The following is a 15666-nucleotide window of genomic DNA, read 5'->3' as shown; positions in this document are numbered from 1 at the left end:
ACCGACAGCAGTGAACCTTCGGTGCCGACGCGGCACCGAAGGTGTGCTGAGCGGCGTCGCTCAGGCAGACTTCGCGTCGTGCTGGGGTGTGGTCTCGGTCTGCGCCACGGGTGCCGGCGATGGCAGCTGAGCGGGTGCGGCCGGCTGCTGTGCAGTCGCGGTATCGGTGTCGGATTTGCCGTCGTTCTGCATCTCCTTGACCTCGCTCTTGAAGATGCGCAACGAGCGTCCGAGTCCACGCGCAGCCTCGGGCAGCTTCTTGGAACCGAACAGAATGATGACGACCACCGCAACGATGGCCCAGTGCCAGGGACTGGTGAATCCCATGTGAACCTCCTGAGATCAGATGAATCGAGCGTACCCGACGGCGGGCGGTGCGCTCGGCAACGGAGCGCACCGCTTCACCTCACGTTCATGTTGCGAGGCCGCCATCGGTGTCGGTGGCGTCGAGCTCCGCGTAGGCATTCAGGGCGGACCGCGCACGATCGCGGACGGAATTCACCAAGGATTCAGGTCCCAGTACGGTGACGCCACCGCCGAACCCGAGGGTCAGCCGGGTCATCCACTGCAGCGTCGCGAAACGCATGGTCACCTCGATGGACCCGTCCGAATCGGCGGCTACCTGCGTCATCGGGTAGTAGTCCAGGATCCAGGTGAACGCAGGTGAGACGCGTAACCGCGCTTGGGACAGAGAGGGGTCGTCGTTGAATATTTCGAACGCGTCCTCGTCCTGCACCGACTCCGGCGGAGACGACGGTTCGTCGAGTTCGGTGGCCGAATCGATGCGATCGAATCTGAACAGCCGAACGCCCTCGGCGCCGCGACACCATGCCTGCAGATAGCTGTTGTCGTCGACCACCACGGTCCTGATCGGATCGACGATGCGCTCGGTGAGCACGTCTCGCGACGCCGAATAGTAGGTGAGTTCGAGTGCGTGCCGGGCTCGGAGCGCAGACCGTACGGTGCTCGACACCGGACCCTCCTCCGCGTCGGCCGTGTCGTGGTCGGACGAGAGCGGCACATTCGCCGCCGCCGACCCGGCCGCGGTCTCGATCTTCGCGATCGCTCGCTGAGCGGCCGACGGATCGACCATCCCCGGCATCGAGGTCAACGACCGAAGTGCGACCAACAGTGCGGTGGCCTCGGTGGACGTCAACCGCAGCGGCCGGTCGATCCCGGCGGAGAAGGTGACGTCGATGCTCTCCTCGGAGAACGACAGATCGATGAGGTCACCCGGTCCGTACCCGGGCAGACCGCACATCCAGAGCTGATTGAGATCGGCCATCAGCGTCGCGGTGGTCACGCCCAGTTCCCGAGCGGCCTCCTCGGCGCTCAAGCCCGGATTGGCCATGAAGAAGGGCACCATGTTGAGCAGGCGGGCCAACCGCACCGACAGACGCGCGCTCATCGTTCGTTCTCCAGTTCGGCAGCAGTCTGCAATGTCGAGATGACATCGGCCCGCAGCTCTGCCGGGGCCAACACCATCGCGTCGGGACCGTGACCGGCGATGAGCCGCGAAATCCAATCCCAGGACCGTACCGGAACCTCGACGACCGTTCCGGTACGCGAGCCCACCGTCTGCTCCCCCACCACGGTGCCCATCCTCCGCAGCTCCGTCGCCCGACCGTCCTGGAGCCACACTCGCGCGGTACCCGATACCGAGGACGTGCCCGCGACGCGGCGGACGATGTCCTGAAGATCGATACCGTCGGGCTTGCGGACACTCTGAGGTGATCCGAAGGCTTTGACGTCGTCGCCGATCCGGGACAGTCGGAAGGTTCGGGTGTCGTCTCGGTCCACGTCGTGTCCCACGAGGTACCACCGTCCCCGGAACGTCACAACGCCCCACGGCTGGACGGTTCGGGTGACGAACGGCTCGGTCAACGAGGGTCGATGCTCGAACCGCACCGACTTACCCTCGTCGATCGCCGCGAGCAGGGCACCCAGTGCGGGCTCGGACCCTCGGGTTCGCGCCGGAACGGCCGTGACGGCAGCGGCCGACTCGTTCTGGTCGACCTGAATACCTGCGGCGCGGAGCTTCAGCAGCGCACTCTGGGCCGCAGACGTCAGTTCCGGCGATTCCCACAATTTGACGGCCACCGCGACCGCAGCCGATTCCTCGCTGGTGAGATCGATGTCCGGCAGCTCGTAGGCATCTCGGTTGATGCGATAACCCTCGACACCACCGAACCGCGTGGCGATGCCGGTCTCGAGGGGCACCCCGAGATCGCGCAGTTCGTTCTTGTCACGCTCGAACATCCTGCTGAACGCTTCGAGGCTCGTCGAGTCGTCGTACCCGGCAACGCTCTCGCGGATCCACTCCGCGGTCAGGAACTGACGCGTCGACAACAGACAGATGACCAGGTTCATCAGGCGTTCGACTTTGGTGGTGGCCACGACAGTCGAGCCTAGTTGTTCACCGCCCGCCGGAGCTGTAGCGACCCGAGTTGCCTGGATCGCTACCCGACCTCCAGCCGAGTCGCGTCCGGACTACATCGATGCGATGAGTCGCTCGACGCGCTCGTCGACCGAACGGAACGGGTCCTTGCACAACACCGTTCGCTGCGCCTGATCGTTGAGTTTCAGGTGTACCCAGTCGACGGTGAAGTCGCGTCCGGCTTCCTGGGCCGCGGTGATGAACTCACCGCGCAGCTTCGCGCGTGTCGTCTGCGGCGGCAGATTCACCGCTTCGTCGATCTGCTCGTCCTCGGTGACTCGCTTGACCAGACCCTTGCGCTGCAGCACGTCGAACACTCCCCGTCCACGCTTGATGTCGTGGTACGCAAGATCGAGCTGAGCGATCTTGGGATCGGAAAGTTCCATCGAGTAGCGGTCCTGATACCGCTCGAACAGCTTGCGTTTGATGACCCAGTCGATTTCGGTGTCCACCTTGGCGAAGTCCTGCGACTCGATGGCATCGAGTGTGCGTCCCCACAGGTCCACCACCTGGGTCACCTGAGCATTGGGCTCCCGCGTCTGGAGATGCTCGACGGCCCGGGAGTAGTACTCACGCTGGATTTCGAGTGCACTGGCCTGGCGGCCACCGGCGAGGCGGACCGGCCTGCGACCGGTCAGATCGTGGCTGACCTCGCGAATGGCTCGAATCGGATTGTCCAGCGCGAAGTCTCGGAACGAGACGCCTGCCTCGATCATCTCGAGTACGAGTGCGGCCGTCCCCACCTTGAGCATGGTCGAGGTCTCGGCCATGTTGGAATCGCCGACGATGACGTGGAGCCGGCGATACTTCTCGGCATCGGCGTGCGGTTCGTCGCGGGTGTTGATGATCGGCCGCGAACGAGTGGTGGCCGACGACACGCCTTCCCAGATGTGCTCGGCGCGCTGCGAGAGGCAGAACGTCGCGGCCTTGGGTGTCTGCAGCACCTTGCCTGCGCCACAGATCAATTGGCGGGTGACCAGGAACGGTAGGAGTACATCCGAGATGCGCGAGAATTCGCCCGCTCGCTGGACGAGGAAATTCTCGTGGCAACCGTAGGAGTTGCCCGCCGAATCGGTGTTGTTCTTGAACAGGTATATGTCTCCGCCGATGCCCTCCTCGGCGAGACGCTGCTCGGCGTCGATCAGCAAATCCTCGAGTACTCGCTCGCCTGCGCGATCATGGGTGACCAATTGCAGCAGGCTGTCGCATTCGGCAGTGGCGTACTCGGGATGCGAACCGACGTCGAGATAGAGGCGAGCGCCGTTGCGGAGGAACACATTCGAGCTGCGGCCCCACGAGACCACGCGACGGAAGAGGTAGCGGGCCACCTCGTCCGGACTCAGGCGTCGGTGTCCGTGAAAGGTACATGTGACACCGAACTCGGTCTCGATGCCCATAATTCGTCGCTGCACACTTCGACACTACAACGCAAGCCACCGATGGATGTGTCGGAGCGCCTCGATGGCGTCCATGCCTAGGCTGGGCCCTATGACTTCCACGCCAACGTCTGTTGCGGCCTCGGTTCACGCGTGGGACCTGTCCCTGGTTTCACGAAGCGCGGCATTGCGCTCGAGCAGGGCGGATGCAGGGCTCCGCGCGTTGAGCACGGCCGCCGATCACAGTCGCCTGTGGCTCGGAGCTGCCGCACTTCTCGGCGCGGCCGGTGGCTCGGCCCGACGCGGCGGCGTGCGGGGGCTGATCGCCGTGGCGGGTGCGAGCGCCGTGGCGAACGGTCTGCTCAAGCCGGTGTTCCCGAGGTCGAGGCCGGATACCGAGCTGGTTCCCGTACTGCGCCGGGTGCTCGCCCCGCCGGTGTCCTCGTCGTTTCCCTCCGGTCACTCGGCGTCCGCGGCCGCCTTCGTCACCGCGGTCGCCATCGAATCACCGAAGGCAGGATTGCTGTTGGCTCCGGTCGCCGCAGCAGTCTGCTATTCCCGGGTTCACGTCGGCGTCCACTGGCCCACCGATGTCGTCGCCGGAGCGGCGCTCGGTTCGGCGGTCGCGCTGTCGACCCGCCGCTGGTGGGCCGTGCGTTCGGCGAAGCCCGCCGATCTCGGCTCGCCGGTCGAGGTCGAGGCACTGCCGGGCGGACGGGGACTGTTGGTGCTGGTCAATCCCGGATCCGGTGACGGTTCGGAGGCGGTACCGGACGCCATCCGTCGCGAGCTCCCCGACGCCGACCTCTTCGTACCCGATCCCGAGAGGGACTTCAACGAGCAACTGGAAGAGAGAATTCGGAACACGACGCCGCGTGCTCTCGGAGTGTGTGGAGGCGACGGCACGGTCGTCAGCGTCGCCGCCTCGGCCGCCCGTAACGGCCTGCCACTCGCCGCGTTTCCGGGTGGCACTCTCAACCACTTCGCTCGCGACACCGGTCTGACCGCAGTCGAGGACACCGCCGCCGCCGTCGAGGCGGGCACCGCCGAACTGGTCGACATCGCCGAGGTGGACGTCGACGGCCGCAGTGTGTCGTTCGTCAACACCGCGACGTTCGGGGGTTACCCCGACTCGGTGCGGTTACGGCAGAAGCTGCAGAAGCGAATCGGTAAGTGGCCGGCCGCTGCGGTTGCGATGACACGAGTGCTCGCGGCTGCAGAGCCACTGAACATTCGACTCGACGGGGTGCCGCACTCGGTGTGGATGCTCTTCGTCGGCAACGGTACCTACGATCCGATCGATCAAGTTCCCATGTCGCGCAGCAGCATTCATACCGGCACCCTCGATGTTCGCTTTCTCCCGTCGGAACCCAAGGCATCGAGAACACGACTGCTGTGGGCGACGATCACAGGAACGCTCGGCTCGTCGCCTGCCTACGTGCGCAGTGTGGCGCAACGCTTGACCGTCGAGGTGGACGGTGCCCCGGTTGCCCTCGCGGCTGACGGCGAGGTCGTCGGAGACGGCACGACATTCCAGTTCAGCAGCGACAAGAACGGCCTCGTGCTCTACCGGAAGCGATAGAGCACGAGGCCGTCGACCTCGATCCGAAGTGTGGGGACTACTGCGGAGTCTCCGGCTCCGAGGAGCCGTCGCCGGTCGCGGACGGTGCCGATGCGGGCAACATATCCGCCAGAGCAGCTCCGGCGATACGCCGGAACGCTCGACGCGGTCGCCCCTGATCCAGGACGGCCACCTCCAGGGCCGACACCTCGAGAACCTTCTTCTCGGGCTCGGCACCGGCAGTCGCAGGCGACGTCGGACCGGCGGTGAGCGCGTCGACGGCGATACGAACTGCGTCCGCCAACCCGAGGCCGGACCGGTACGTATCCTTCAGCGCGGCCACGATGGGCTCGGTGGTACCGCCCATGACGACGAAATCCTGTTCGTCGACGATGGAGCCGTCGTACGTGATGCGGTACAGCTGCGTGGCCATCGGCTCGTCCTGATGGGACACCTCGGCGACGCAGATCTCGACCTCGTACGGCTTGAGCTGCTCGGTGAAGATGGTGCCCAGTGCCTGGGCGTAGGTCTTCGCCAACGACCGGCCGGTGACATCGCGTCGATCGTAGGTGTATCCCTTGATGTCTGCGTGCTGGATGCCGGCCTTGCGTAGGTTCTCGAACTCGTTGTACTTGCCGACGGCAGCGAAACCGATGCGGTCGTAGAGCTCACTGACCTTGTGCAGCGCGGTCGAGCGATTCTCGGCGACGAACAGGACCCCGTCGGCATACGCCAGCACGATGACGCTGCGGCCGCGGCCGATTCCCTTGCGCGCCAATTCCGAACGATCGCGCATGATCTGTTCGGCAGATGCGTAATACGGCATCGTCATAGCGCGCTACCCCCTTCGCTGACTTCCTGGCCTGCTCGGGTGTGGTGGTCCGTGCCGCCGGTGTGTGCTGCGCTCTCGGTTCGTTCTGCCAGAACCGATCGGGCCGCAGCCGATATGCGATCGTGCGCGACGTCGTCCGCACCGACGCTCGTGATGGCAACTGCCGTCGGGTAGATGCCGCGGGTGACATCGGGACCACCGGTGGCCGAGTCGTCGTCGGCGGCGTCGTACAGCGACTCGACTGCAGCCCGAAGCGCCTCGTCCTCGGACATTCCGGGGCGGTACAACTTCTTGAGCGCGGATTTGGCGAACAACGAGCCCGAACCCACTGCGTGATAGCCCGACCGCTCCTCGTAACGCCCGCCGACCACGTCGTACGACACGATGCGTCCGGCTCTGTCGGGATCGGAGATGTCGATGTCGAATCCGACCAGCAACGGCACCGCAGCCAGTCCCTGCATCGCCGCACCCAGATTGCTCCGAACCATCGACGACAACTTGTTGGCCTTGCCGTTGAAGGTGAGCGGCACGCCCTCGATCTTCTCGTAGTGCTCGAGTTCGACAGCGAACAGACGAACCAATTCGATTGCGATACCCGCAGTTCCGGCAATGCCCGCAGCGGAGTACTCGTCGGTGACGTAGACCTTCTGCATGTCACGGTTGGCGATCAGATTGCCCTGAGTGGCGCGCCGATCACCGGCGATCAGCACCCCGCCCGCGTAGGTGAGGGCGACGATCGTCGTACCGTGCGGAGCGATGCCGGACTTGTCGGTGGTGCCGTTGGCGGCGTGGGACGCCAGGTCCGCGGCGAGGCCGCTCTCCGGCAGCAGGTGCGGGGCGTGCTGACGGAGGTAGTCGGAGAAGGACGAGCTACTGGACCCCAGCGGAATCGCCGGTCCGTCGCCTGCCGACCGTGGGTCCGAACGATCCACCGTCACTGGCCGCCCTTCTGAACGTAGGCGCGGACGAAGTCCTCGGCATTCTCCTCGAGTACGTCGTCGATCTCGTCGAGAAGATCGTCGGTCTCCTCGGCCAACTTCTCGCGCCGTTCCTGGCCACCGGCCCCCGTGTCGCCTGGGACCTCGTCGTCGCCGCCGCCGCCCGAGCGCCGTGTCTGCTCCTGAGCCATAGTCGCCGACCTCCTCTGTGTATCGAGAAAACAGATCTACTGCACGGTCGCCGGGTCATCCGAGGCGCACCGGCGTGGATGTGCAAGTGCTACCGAACGTTCCGCCGAAAGTGCACGGACCTTTACCCTACCGACAGTCCGACCTCGCCGGTTGGCAAGACACCGCCGAACGACCCATTCGAATGCCATGGACGATCAGGTGGTGAGCTGGTCGACCAGTTCCGCTGCACTGTCCACGGACTCCAGCAGGGCACCGACGTGGGATTTCGTTCCCCGCAACGGCTCGAGCGTCGGAATCCGTACCAACGAATCGCCACCGAGATCGAAGATGACCGAGTCCCAGCTCGCCGCGGCGATGTCGGCACCGAATTTGCGCAGGCATTCGCCGCGGAAGTAGGCCCTCGTGTCGTCGGGCGGTGTGCCGACCGCATCGAGAACTTGCTGCTCGGTGACGAGACGATCCATCGAACCGCGGGCGACCAACCTGTTGTAGAGCCCCTTGTCGAGGCGAACATCGGAATACTGCAGGTCCACCAGGTGCAGCCGCGGAGCGGACCAGCCGAGGCCCTCACGCTGTCGGAACCCTTCGAGCAGTCGCAATTTCGCCGGCCAGTCCAGCAGATGCGCGCACTCCATGGGATCGCGCTCGAGCAGGTCCAGCACCATCGCCCACTTGTCGAGCACGTCCAGTGCTCGTGCGTCGTCGCTGCCCTCGGCAGCCACGAACTTCGCCGCCCGCTGGTGGTAGATCCGCTGCAGCGCAAGGCCCGTCAGTTCGCGGCCGTCGGCGAGTGCCACGGCCTTGCGCAGGGTGGGATCGTGGCTGATCTGATGGACAGCCGTGACCGGCCTGGCCAGCTGCAGATCCGACAGGTCGACGCCCGCCTCGATGAGGTCGAGCACGAGGGCCGTGGTTCCCACCTTGAGGTAGGTCGACATCTCCGCCAGGTTGGCGTCGCCGATGATGCAGTGCAGACGTCGGTACTTGTCTGCGTCTGCGTGCGGTTCGTCCCGGGTGTTGATGATGCCGCGCTTGAGGGTGGTCTCCAGTCCGACCTCCACCTCGATGTAGTCCGCTCGCTGCGAGAGCTGGAACCCGGCCTCGTCGCCCGACTGGCCGATACCGACTCGCCCGGAGCCGGTGATGACTTGCCTGGAGGCGAAGAACGGCGAGAGCCCCGCGATCACCGCCGAGAACGGTGTCTCACGCGACATCAGATAGTTCTCGTGCGTGCCGTACGACGCGCCCTTGCCGTCGACGTTGTTCTTGTACAGCTGCAGGCGCGGAGCCCCTGGGACGCTCGACGCGTGCCGTGCGGCCGCTTCCATGACGCGTTCGCCTGCCTTGTCCCAGATCACCGCGTCCAGTGGGTCCCGCACCTCCGGGGCCGAGTACTCGGGGTGCGCGTGATCGACGTACAGGCGGGCACCGTTGGTGAGAATCATGTTCGCCGCACCGATCTCGTCGGCATCGATGACCGGAGCCGGTCCGCTGAACCGTCCGAGATCGAAGCCTCGTGCATCGCGCAGCGGTGATTCCACCTCGTAGTCCCAGCGGGTGCGCTTGGCGCGGGGCACTCCTGCGGCTGCCGCGTACGCCAACACCGCCTGGGTGGACGTCAGGATCGGGTTGGCGGTGGGTTCGGTCGGTGAAGAAATGCCGTACTCGACCTCGATACCGATGATGCGCTGCATAAGTCGAGCCTAGACGGCCGACGGATGCAGTTCGGGGCGCGCCCTGTGCGGACGCGCCCCGAAAACTGCCCAGCGGTGGATCTACAGGTACTGACCGGTATTGGCCTCGGTGTCGATCGCCCGGCTCGCGCTGGCGTTCTTGCCGGTGACCAACGTGCGAATGTAGACGATTCGCTCGCCCTTCTTGCCCGAGATCCGAGCCCAGTCGTCCGGATTCGTGGTGTTCGGCAGATCTTCGTTCTCCGCGAACTCGTCGACGATGGAATCGAAAAGGTGCTGAATCCGCAGTCCGGCGTTTCCGGTTTCGAGAACCGACTTGATGGCGTACTTCTTCGCCCGGTCGACGATGTTCTGGATCATGGCCCCGGAGTTGAAGTCCTTGAAATACAGAACTTCCTTGTCCCCGTTGGCGTAGGTGACCTCGAGGAACCGATTGTCGTCACTCTCGGCGTACATGCGCTCGACGACGCGATCGATCATGCCCCGGATGCACGCCGCGCGATCGCCGCCGAACTCGGCGACGTCGTCGGCGTTGACCGGAAGCGAATCGGTCAGGTACTTCGAGAAGATGTCCTGTGCCGATTCGGCGTCGGGACGCTCGATCTTGATCTTCACGTCGAGTCGGCCGGGTCGCAGGATCGCCGGGTCGATCATGTCCTCGCGATTGGACGCACCGATCACGATGACGTTCTCGAGGCCTTCGACACCGTCGATCTCGGCGAGCAGCTGCGGAACGACCGTCGTCTCCACGTCGGACGAGACGCCGGAGCCGCGGGTACGGAAGATCGAGTCCATCTCGTCGAAGAACACGATGACCGGGGTGCCCTCGGACGCCTTCTCTCGTGCCCGCTGAAAGATCATGCGGATGTGACGCTCGGTCTCACCGACGAACTTGTTGAGCAGCTCGGGGCCCTTGATGTTGAGGAAGAACGACTTCGCCTCCCGCGCATCCTGGCCACGTGCCTCGGCGATCTTCTTGGCCAGCGAGTTGGCAACGGCCTTGGCGATCAACGTCTTTCCACACCCGGGAGGGCCGTACAGCAGCACGCCCTTCGGCGGACGCAGTGAGTACTCTCGGAACAGATCCTTGTGCAGGAACGGCAGCTCTACGGCGTCCCGAATCTGCTCGATCTGTCGACCGAGACCGCCGATGTCCTCGTATCCGACGTCCGGAACCTCCTCGAGAACGAGATCCTCCACCTCGGCCTTGGGAACGCGCTCGAACGCGTAGCCGGCCTTGGTGTCGACCAGCAGCGAATCCCCGGGACGGAGCTTCCGTGACGGCTCGTCCGGGTCGACCGGTCCGTCGTCGTTGACCATGTCGATCAACGGTTTGGCCAGCCAGACCACCCGTTCCTCGTCGGCATGTCCGACGACGAGAGCGCGCGATCCATCCCCCAGAAGCTCTCGGAGAGTGCTGATCTCGCCGACCTGATCGAAGGTGCACGCCTCGACGATGGTCAACGCCTCGTTCAACCGCACGGTCTGTCCCGGAGCGAGCGTGTCGGCCTCGATGTTGGGTGAGCACGTCAGTCGCATCTTCCGACCGGACGTGAACACGTCGACTGTGCCGTCCTCGAACACGCTCAGCAGGACGCCGTATCCGCTCGGCGGCTGACCGAGACGGTCCACCTCCTCGCGCAGCGCGATGAGCTGTTGTCGGGCCTCCTTGAGAGTGTCGAGCAACTTCGTGTTGCGCAGCGACAAGGAATCGACCCGGCCCTCGAGCTCGCGTACCTGCTCGGGGGACTCCCCCAGTTGGCGCCGTAGCGACGCGACTTCGGCTCGCACGGCGTCCAGTTCGGCTCTGGCCGCGGCCACATCCGGATTGTCTGTTGAGCTCATGAGCGACTCCTCCCAGTGACGATCTATCAACGCTACCGGCAGCGGCGCGGAGATGCGGACCGACACCTCGAACGGGGTCGGCATCCACTCTGCTCGGCGGCCCCGAAAGGCCATCCCAGTTCATGTTAGCCTCACCTGACCAAACGATCGACAGACGACGGAATCAGGGGCCTCACCAGTGAAAATGCGTATTCTCTCGGCAAGCGTCGCAGTAGCCGCGGTGGCTCTGGTGGGTACAGGATGCAGTTCGAGCGATGAATCCGATCACGCCGATCACAATTCCGCGTCGACCAGCGACTCCATGCCGACGACCACCGCCGGGCCGGCTGTCACAGCACCTACCGTCGCCGAGTTGCAGACCTCGCTGCAGCAGCTGGTCGCACCGGACGTGGACGCAGCGACCAAGGCTGCGGCAGTGGAGAACGGTCAGGCGCGCCTGACGAACCTGGAGACGATGACCGCCGCACTGGCGAACTACGGAGCGATCACCTTCGAGGTGTCGGAACCGACCGTCGCCGGTGAGACGTCCACCGCGGACGTCGCCATCGCCACTCCACGCGGGACCGCGGCTCCGGCACCGCAGACCTGGGTGCTGATCGATGGCACCTGGAAGCTGTCGGACGCCAGCACGTGCCAGATCCTGGCCATGGGCCAGGCACCCTGCGTCTGAGTCGGCAGCCGAGCCTGCAGCGTCAGCCCTTACCGGAACGACGCTGCGGTTTCGGGGTCACGGTGCCCTCGGCGAGGCGTCGAACGCTGACGAGGAATGCCGTGTGACCCTGCATGCGGTGCTCGGGGCGAACTGCGAGACCCACCACGTGCCAGCCGCGAACCATCGACTCCCACGATCGAGGTTCGGTCCAGCACTCCTGTGCGCGCAGCGCCTCGACGACCTTGGACAGCTGCGTCACCGTGGCCACGTAGACCAGCAGCACCCCACCGGGGACGAGGGCCTTGGACACCGCGGGCAACGCGTCCCACGGCGCGAGCATGTCCAGGACCACCCGATCGACCTGCTCACCCGGACGATCGACACCGAACTGGTCGACGTCTGCCACGGTCAGGTGCCAGTTCGACGGGCGCTCGCCGAAGAACGTCTCGACGTTCTTCACGGCATAGTCGGCGTGGTCCTGCCGGATCTCGTAGGAGATGACCGTTCCTTCTGTACCGACTGCACGCAGCAGTGAGCACGTCAGAGCGCCGGATCCTGCACCGGCTTCGAGCACCCGTGCGCCGGGGAACATGTCACCCTCGTGCACGATCTGCGCCGCGTCCTTGGGGTAGATCACCTGGGCGCCGCGGGGCATCGAGAGCACGTAGTCGGTCAGCAGCGGCCGCAGCGCGAGGTAGGGGGTGCCGTTGACGGAGGTGACGACGCTGCCCTCGTCGGCACCGAGCAGTTTGTCGTGAGTGATGCCGCCGCGGTGAGTATGGAACTCCTTACCGGCTTCCAGTACCACCGTGTAGTGACGACCCTTGCCGTCGGTGAGCTGAACTCGATCGCCCACTCGAAATGGCCCGCTGCGGGCGGGGCCGGTCTCCGCCGGTGCGTCGGCAGCTGTGGCGTCGGCAGCTGGAGCGACCTCCGCGCCGGACGTGACATTCGGGTCGAGTTCGATCTCGTCGGTCGTGGCAGTGACCACGTCGTCCGCACTGGGCAGCGATGCGTCGACCGTGGCGTCGAACGCGGCGTCGGCCTCGAATCCGTCGGTCGACGCGGATGTGGAATCACCGGAGGACACAGCGGACCTGCTTTCGTTGCGATGTGACGCTCGGCCTCGATCGGCAGGCGTCGGGGGACGACTCGACGTGCCAGACTACGGCCTTCACCGAAGATGTCGGACCAGCGGCATAGTCTCGCAGTCGTGAGTATTTCCGTGTCGAGCCCCATCGACTTACCTCTTCTCGATGTCGGTGACAGCGCCGGCGTACCGCGTTCGAGGTCCGGCAACCGCAGTACCCCGGCTCTGTCTCCTTCTCGCGCAGGTGATTTCAAGCAGTGCCCACTGTTGTATCGCTTCCGTGCCGTGGACCGGCTTCCCGAGGTCTCCACCGAGGCACAGGTGAAGGGAACTGTGGTGCATGCCGCACTCGAGGCCCTGTACGCACTCCCTGCCCGCGATCGAGTGCCCACCACTGCGCGCGACCTGGTGGACCCGGCCTGGGATCGGGTCGTGGCCGAGTCACCCGACATCGCGTCGCTGGTTCCGGCGGACGACCGTCCGGCGTTTCTCGACCGGGCTCGTGCCCTGGTGGACGGGTACTACGAACTCGAAGATCCCACGCACTTCGATCCCGAGTCCTGCGAACAGCGCGTCGAGATCGCGTTGGACGACGGAACGCCGCTGCGCGGATTCATCGACCGGATCGACGTCGCACCCAACGGAATGATTCGCGTCGTCGATTACAAGACCGGACGTGCGCCGCGTGAGTTCACCGAATCCAAGGCTCTGTTCCAGATGAAATTCTATGCGCTGATGATCATGCGCATGCGCGGAGTCGTTCCCGCGCAACTGAAGTTGATGTACCTCGCCGACAAGCAGGAGCTGACATACGCACCGGACGAGGGTGAGCTGCTGCGCTTCGAGCGCATGCTCTCGGCCATCTGGAAGGCGATTCTGGCGGCCGGTGAGACCGGCGACTTCCGCGCCAAGAAAGGCGCACTGTGCAAGTGGTGCGATCACCGGGCACTGTGCCCCGAGTTCGGCGGCACTCCCCCGCCGTACCCCGGTTGGCCGCAGGCGGCTGCGGAGCAGGAGGAGACGGAGCTGTGACGAGTCCTGACGCCTTCTTCGTTCCTGCCGGTGTCGACGACGACGGTTACGAGATCGTCACCGCGACCGAGCACACCGTCAGCCTGTGGGCACCGACGATGCAGCACGGCGCTCCGCCGTCCGCGTTGTTGGTCCGCGCACTCGAGCGGGTCGATGCCAGACCCGATACTCGAATCAGCCGGGTGGTCGTCGACATTCTCGGACCTGTTCCGGTGTCGGACATCACGATTCGCGCATGGACGGCGCGGCCGGGCGCTAATGTCGAACTCGTCGTCGCCGAACTGTGGGCTCGAGGATCAGCGGGGCCGGCGCGAGCGGTGGCGCGGGGCAGCGCATGGCGTATGCGTACCGAGCCCACCGACGACGTCGTGCACGTGGGAGATTCGGTGATGCGACCGGTGAGCGCCGGCGTCGACAGCACCTTCGGCGGACTCTGGACCTCCGGATACCTCGACGCGGTCGAGTTCAAGTTTCTCACCGAGCTCGGCGCAGCGGGGCCCGGTGAAGTGTGGGCGAAGCCGACTCCCGTTCTGGTGCAGGGTGAGTCGATGACGCCACTGGAACGGCTGTTCTCGATTGCCGACATCGCCAACGGTGTGGGTGCGAAATTGCCGATCGAGCAGTGGACGTTCCTGAACACCGATCTGACGGTGCACGTCTTCCGCGAACCCCAGGGTGACTGGATCGGAGTGTCGGCCGAGACGTCGACGGGTCCGGACGGCATCGCCATGTGCGCAGGCACCCTCAGTGACGAACTGGGGCCGGTCGGGCGCATCGCGCAAACAGTGCTGGTTCGCCGACGCGCGTGATCGTGGCGGAACGACGGGCGTTCCGCCACGCACTCAGAACGCTCGGCAGGACCTGATGTCGGAGGCGAGAATGGCTTTCGCGCCCAGTTCCGCGAGCTCGTCCATCACGTTGTTGTGGACCTTGCGAGAGACCATGGCGCGCACGGCAACCCAGTTGTCGTCGACCATCGGTGCGAGCGTAGGTGATTCGATGCCGGGGGTGATCTTGACGGCTTCGTCGAGGATCGACTTGGGGCAGTCGTAATCGAGCATCAGGTACTGCTGGGCGAAGACGACGCCCTGTACGCGAGCGATCAACTGCTTGCGTGCGGAGTCGGTGCCCGGCGTGCCTGCGCGCTCGATGAGAACACCCTCGGAATCGCACAAAGATTCGCCGAACGCGACGAGATTGTTCTGACGCAGTGAGCGACCCGACTCGACCACGTCCGCGATGGCGTCGGCGACACCGAGTTGAATGGAAATCTCCACGGCCCCGTCGAGACGGATCACCGTGGCCTCCAAGCCGCGCTCGGCCAGGTCCTTACGCACGAGATTGGGGTACGAGGTGGCGATGCGCAGTCCGCCCAAGTCCTCGGGTGCCCATTCCTTGCCCGCGGGTGCCGCGTAGCGGAACGTCGACCGGCCGAATCCGAGCGCCAGGCGCTCTTCGACCGCTGCCCCGGAATCGAGAGCCAGGTCTCGTCCGGTGATGCCCAGATCGAGCTGGCCCGACCCGACGTAGATGGCAATGTCCTTGGGACGGAGAAAGAAGAATTCGACCCCGTTGGCCGGGTCGAGGACGGTCAGATCCTTGGAGTCGCTCCGACGCCGGTAGCCGGCCTCGCTGAGGATCTCGGCGGCGGATTCGGACAACGCGCCCTTGTTGGGTACGGCTACACGCAGCATGGAGTTTTCCTTCATCGGTGAGTTCACAGGAGACGTTCGGGCCCTACCTCACAGATGTCGGTAGACGTCCTCGAGCTCGATTCCCCTACCCACCATCATGACCTGAACCCAGTACAGCAGCTGCGAAATTTCTTCGGCGAGTGCAGCGTCGCTCTCGTGTTCGGCAGCGATCCACACCTCGCCGGCCTCTTCGAGGACCTTCTTACCCTGGAAATGAACTCCTGCGTCCAACGCAGCGACAGTGCCCGAGCCCTCGGGGCGGGTCTTCGCGCGGTCGGTGAGCTCGGCGAACAGGGAATCGAAAGTCTTCACGGATTCGTATT

General features: G+C 65.1%; 16 protein-coding genes. 4 read left to right on the top strand and 12 right to left on the bottom strand.

Annotation, left to right across the window (positions count from 1 at the left end; genetic code table 11):
• Positions 1-60: 60 nt before the first annotated feature.
• From tatA to pafA, 4 genes are all read right to left on the bottom strand, one after another.
• Complete coding sequence (tatA, locus tag CH281_RS13815) at positions 61-327, bottom strand: Sec-independent protein translocase subunit TatA (protein ID WP_027497093.1); 267 nt, start codon at positions 325-327, stop codon at positions 61-63.
• Positions 328-412: 85 nt separating this feature from the next.
• Positions 413-1408 (bottom strand): helix-turn-helix transcriptional regulator, encoded by a 996-nt coding sequence (locus CH281_RS13810; protein ID WP_027497092.1) that lies wholly within the window; start codon positions 1406-1408, stop codon positions 413-415.
• Complete coding sequence (locus CH281_RS13805) at positions 1405-2397, bottom strand: helix-turn-helix transcriptional regulator (protein ID WP_027497091.1); 993 nt, start codon at positions 2395-2397, stop codon at positions 1405-1407. Before CH281_RS13805 ends, CH281_RS13810 begins: the two co-directional genes overlap by 4 nt.
• 93 nt (positions 2398-2490) lie before the next feature.
• Positions 2491-3849, bottom strand: a complete 1359-nt coding sequence (gene pafA / locus CH281_RS13800; protein WP_174557245.1) for a Pup--protein ligase — start codon at positions 3847-3849, stop codon at positions 2491-2493.
• Positions 3850-3925: 76 nt separating this feature from the next.
• On the opposite strand from pafA, the gene CH281_RS13795 reads away from it, so the two are divergent.
• Positions 3926-5395: a bifunctional phosphatase PAP2/diacylglycerol kinase family protein gene (locus tag CH281_RS13795; RefSeq protein WP_032391417.1), complete on the top strand. Its 1470-nt coding sequence runs from the start codon at positions 3926-3928 to the stop codon at positions 5393-5395.
• Positions 5396-5432: 37 nt separating this feature from the next.
• Here the strand turns inward: CH281_RS13795 and prcA are convergent, their stop codons facing one another.
• From prcA to arc, 5 genes are all read right to left on the bottom strand, one after another.
• Complete coding sequence (gene prcA, locus CH281_RS13790; RefSeq protein WP_027497088.1) at positions 5433-6206, bottom strand: proteasome subunit alpha; 774 nt, start codon at positions 6204-6206, stop codon at positions 5433-5435.
• Complete coding sequence (gene prcB, locus CH281_RS13785) at positions 6203-7144, bottom strand: proteasome subunit beta (protein ID WP_027497087.1); 942 nt, start codon at positions 7142-7144, stop codon at positions 6203-6205. Before prcB ends, prcA begins: the two co-directional genes overlap by 4 nt.
• Positions 7141-7335, bottom strand: a complete 195-nt coding sequence (locus tag CH281_RS13780) for a ubiquitin-like protein Pup (protein WP_027497086.1) — start codon at positions 7333-7335, stop codon at positions 7141-7143. The genes prcB and CH281_RS13780 overlap by 4 nt, the downstream gene beginning before the upstream one ends.
• A 195-nt stretch (positions 7336-7530) precedes the next feature.
• Entirely contained in the window at positions 7531-9030 is a 1500-nt protein-coding gene (gene dop / locus CH281_RS13775) for a depupylase/deamidase Dop (protein WP_027497085.1), read from the bottom strand.
• 81 nt (positions 9031-9111) lie between these two features.
• A complete protein-coding gene (gene arc, locus CH281_RS13770) occupies positions 9112-10875 on the bottom strand; it encodes a proteasome ATPase (protein ID WP_032365854.1) in 1764 nt (587 codons plus the stop codon).
• A 184-nt stretch (positions 10876-11059) separates the two neighbouring features.
• Here arc and CH281_RS13765 point away from each other — a divergent pair, with 184 nt between their 5' ends.
• Complete coding sequence (locus tag CH281_RS13765) at positions 11060-11545, top strand: hypothetical protein (RefSeq protein WP_255032336.1); 486 nt, start codon at positions 11060-11062, stop codon at positions 11543-11545.
• Positions 11546-11567: 22 nt separating this feature from the next.
• Here the strand turns inward: CH281_RS13765 and CH281_RS13760 are convergent, their stop codons facing one another.
• Entirely contained in the window at positions 11568-12383 is an 816-nt protein-coding gene (locus CH281_RS13760) for a tRNA (adenine-N1)-methyltransferase (protein WP_048318521.1), read from the bottom strand.
• 459 nt (positions 12384-12842) lie between these two features.
• On the opposite strand from CH281_RS13760, the gene CH281_RS13755 reads away from it, so the two are divergent.
• Together CH281_RS13755 and CH281_RS13750 are read left to right on the top strand one after the other, a co-directional pair.
• Positions 12843-13649 carry a RecB family exonuclease gene (locus CH281_RS13755; protein WP_045841904.1) on the top strand — a complete coding sequence of 269 codons (807 nt, stop codon included), beginning with the start codon at positions 12843-12845 and terminating at the stop codon, positions 13647-13649.
• Positions 13646-14458, top strand: coding sequence for a thioesterase family protein (locus CH281_RS13750; protein WP_032365804.1), 813 nt, complete (start codon positions 13646-13648; stop codon positions 14456-14458). The genes CH281_RS13755 and CH281_RS13750 overlap by 4 nt, the downstream gene beginning before the upstream one ends.
• A 33-nt stretch (positions 14459-14491) precedes the next feature.
• Here CH281_RS13750 and hisG read toward each other — a convergent pair whose 3' ends face one another.
• Positions 14492-15343, bottom strand: a complete 852-nt coding sequence (hisG, locus tag CH281_RS13745) for an ATP phosphoribosyltransferase (protein ID WP_032372777.1) — start codon at positions 15341-15343, stop codon at positions 14492-14494.
• Between the two features lie 48 nt (positions 15344-15391).
• The gene (locus tag CH281_RS13740) at positions 15392-15655 is read right to left on the bottom strand and encodes a phosphoribosyl-ATP diphosphatase (protein ID WP_027497080.1); all 264 of its coding nucleotides are present in this window, start codon (positions 15653-15655) and stop codon (positions 15392-15394) included.
• Between the last annotated feature and the right edge of the window lie 11 nt (positions 15656-15666).

It is taken from the genome of Rhodococcus sp. 06-221-2 (assembly GCF_002258365.1).
Taxonomy (GTDB): domain Bacteria; phylum Actinomycetota; class Actinomycetes; order Mycobacteriales; family Mycobacteriaceae; genus Rhodococcoides; species Rhodococcoides fascians.
This window is presented reverse-complemented; position numbering and strand designations above follow the sequence as displayed.

Excerpts from the sequence above, each read along its gene's own strand:
- tatA (WP_027497093.1), bottom strand. The coding sequence starts at position 327 with ATGGGATTCACCAGTCCCTGGCACTGGGCCATCGTTGCGGTGGTCGTC.
- arc (WP_032365854.1), bottom strand. The coding sequence starts at position 10,875 with ATGAGCTCAACAGACAATCCGGATGTGGCCGCGGCCAGAGCCGAACTG.
- CH281_RS13780 (WP_027497086.1), bottom strand. The coding sequence starts at position 7,335 with ATGGCTCAGGAGCAGACACGGCGCTCGGGCGGCGGCGGCGACGACGAG.
- prcA (WP_027497088.1), bottom strand. The coding sequence starts at position 6,206 with ATGACGATGCCGTATTACGCATCTGCCGAACAGATCATGCGCGATCGT.
- hisG (WP_032372777.1), bottom strand. The coding sequence starts at position 15,343 with ATGCTGCGTGTAGCCGTACCCAACAAGGGCGCGTTGTCCGAATCCGCC.
- CH281_RS13810 (WP_027497092.1), bottom strand. The coding sequence starts at position 1,408 with ATGAGCGCGCGTCTGTCGGTGCGGTTGGCCCGCCTGCTCAACATGGTG.
- CH281_RS13795 (WP_032391417.1), top strand. The coding sequence starts at position 3,926 with ATGACTTCCACGCCAACGTCTGTTGCGGCCTCGGTTCACGCGTGGGAC.
- dop (WP_027497085.1), bottom strand. The coding sequence starts at position 9,030 with ATGCAGCGCATCATCGGTATCGAGGTCGAGTACGGCATTTCTTCACCG.
- CH281_RS13765 (WP_255032336.1), top strand. The coding sequence starts at position 11,060 with ATGCGTATTCTCTCGGCAAGCGTCGCAGTAGCCGCGGTGGCTCTGGTG.